The sequence below is a fragment of the Agathobaculum sp. LCP25S3_E8 genome (genome assembly GCF_052117165.1).
Lineage (GTDB): Bacteria > Bacillota > Clostridia > Oscillospirales > Butyricicoccaceae > Agathobaculum.
Genome location: NZ_JBQKJR010000125.1, coordinates 1 through 2,064 on the forward strand (window position 1 = coordinate 1; position 2,064 = coordinate 2,064).

Consider the following 2,064-nt stretch of genomic DNA (forward strand, 5'->3'; position numbering starts at 1 on the left):
CACCCGCCGCTGTGGCTGCAAATGCTGGAGGGCGCAATGATCGTGACTGTGCTGGAGCTGCTGGTGGGGCTGGTGGTCAACCGCTGGCTCGGCTGGAATGTGTGGGACTATTCCGACATGCCGCTGAATCTCTGGGGGCAGGTGTGCCTGTCGTTCGCGGTCGCGTGGTTTTTCCTCAGCGCGGCGGCCGTGTGGCTGGAGAACGCCCTGCACCGGCTGGCGGCATGGCTGAAACATTGAGGGGGTGATGCCTATGCGTGTATGACCAAACGACGGCAAAAAACGGAGTAAACCACCCCGTTTATGAAATATGTTGGCCAAACGGCCGGAAAGGAAGTAAAAAATATGTACCAGAACAACATCTACATCCAGAACCATGAGGAAGTCAAGTCCATGGGCGGCGACATCGGCGCGTGCCTCGACAAGTACGACAAGAAGCACGGCCTGAAGCACAATGACCTCGCCCGCGCGCAGTACAAGCACTGGCGCAGCGTACAGACCGGCGTGCCGGAGCTACTGAGCGCGGCCGACAGAAAGCTGCTCGGCCTGTAAGCGGGAGGAGGTGACGGGGCGGGTAGAACCCGCCCCACCTTACTATGAATGTGGAAATCATCATTGCCGCAATGAGTCTGCTCGGCACATTGGCAGGTACGTTCGCGGGCATCTATGTGACCGGATCGGTCACACAGTATCGCATTAAGCAGCTCGAGAAAAAGGTGGAGACGCATAACAATCTGATTTCTCGCACCTATAAGCTGGAGCAGGATTATGCTGTACTGGACGAGCGTATCCGCGTGGCCAACCACCGCATTGAGGACTTGGAGAAGGAGGATAACACATGAATTTGACAGTTAGAATCAAAAACCCGGTATTTTGGGTACAGATCATCGTTGGTGCGTTTGCAACGGCGCTGGCCTATGCGGGTCTGACCGCTGCCGATATCACGACATGGGGCGGCCTGTTGGATGTGATCATCGGCACGATGAAAAATCCGTACTGCCTGTTTCTGATCGCATCCAACATCTGGAACGCGCTCAACGACCCGACGACCAGCGGTTTGAAGGATAGCACAGATGCAAAGACATATGAAGCACCGAAAAAGGGGTGAGGATATGAAAACGCAATGCGGATTTACGCTGATGACTGTCGCCGAGTTTGAGAACTGGATCGCGTCGCAGCGCGTCACACGCGGCATCCAATTGGTGCAGCTGCATCACACATGGTCGCCTGCCTACGCGCAGTTTAACGGCAGTAACCACTTCACGTTGCAGAGCAACATGAAAAGCTATCATCTGAGCATTGGCTATGCCGACATCGCGCAGAATCTGACCATCTTCCCGGACGGGCAGGTCATGACTGGCCGCAGCCTGAATACCGCGCCCGCCGGATGCGTTGGCGCAAATACCAACGGTATCTGCATTGAGAACATCGGCAATTTCGACGTTGGCGGCGATACCATGACCGATGCGCACAAGGATGCAATCGTGCGCGTGACTGCGGCACTGCTTAAAAAGTTCGGACTCAGTCCGGAGAGCGGCGTCACCTATCACGCATGGTGGACAGAGGGTGGCACGAGCCTCGGTACATACATCGCCGGCAAGTCGTGCAAGACCTGTCCGGGCACGGCTTTTTTCGGCGGCAACACGCGCGCCAGCTATGACAAATGTCTCAAGCCGCTGCTGATGGCGGCGATGAACGGGAGCTATCAGGAGGAGGAGGACGACGAAGTGATAGAGCAGAAAACCGTGCTGGTGGACGGCAAAGAGTACAAATGCGAATGCATTGAGAAGGATGGGCACAACTTTGTGAAGATGCGCTCGCTTTCGCAGGCGGGGTATGACGTTGTATTCGATGCGGCGCGTCAGCTGCCTGCCATGACCGCGCCGCAGTGCCGTGCGTTTGTGCCGGACAGGGACGAGGCCGTACAGGACGCGATTGACACGCTGCAGGAGACCTGTGGGCTGGAGGAGCAGACGATTGCGTATATGCGCAAGTATAAGTACGGCGACGAGCTGGTGACCAAGCTCGCGGCCGCAATGAAATAACGGTGTTCAATTTGGACAC

At 56.5% G+C, this 2,064-nt stretch carries 5 protein-coding genes; all 5 read left to right on the forward strand.

Annotated features, from left to right (window positions below):
* Window positions 1–240: putative ABC transporter permease (locus ACTQ34_RS17775; RefSeq protein WP_441364932.1), on the forward strand; the 240-nt coding region annotated here is incomplete at its 5' end.
* A gap of 63 nt (window positions 241–303) precedes the next feature.
* Complete coding sequence (locus tag ACTQ34_RS17780; protein ID WP_441364933.1) at window positions 304–552, forward strand: hypothetical protein; 249 nt, start codon at window positions 304–306, stop codon at window positions 550–552.
* 50 nt (window positions 553–602) lie between these two features.
* Entirely contained in the window at window positions 603–842 is a 240-nt protein-coding gene (locus tag ACTQ34_RS17785) for a hypothetical protein (RefSeq protein WP_441364934.1), read from the forward strand.
* On the forward strand, window positions 839–1,108 hold the full coding sequence (locus ACTQ34_RS17790; protein ID WP_441364935.1) for a phage holin: 270 nt from the start codon (window positions 839–841) through the stop codon (window positions 1,106–1,108). Before ACTQ34_RS17785 ends, ACTQ34_RS17790 begins: the two co-directional genes overlap by 4 nt.
* Before the next feature lie 4 nt (window positions 1,109–1,112).
* Window positions 1,113–2,045, forward strand: coding sequence for a peptidoglycan recognition protein family protein (locus ACTQ34_RS17795; RefSeq protein ID WP_441364936.1), 933 nt, complete (start codon window positions 1,113–1,115; stop codon window positions 2,043–2,045).
* The last annotated feature ends 19 nt before the right edge of the window (window positions 2,046–2,064 follow it).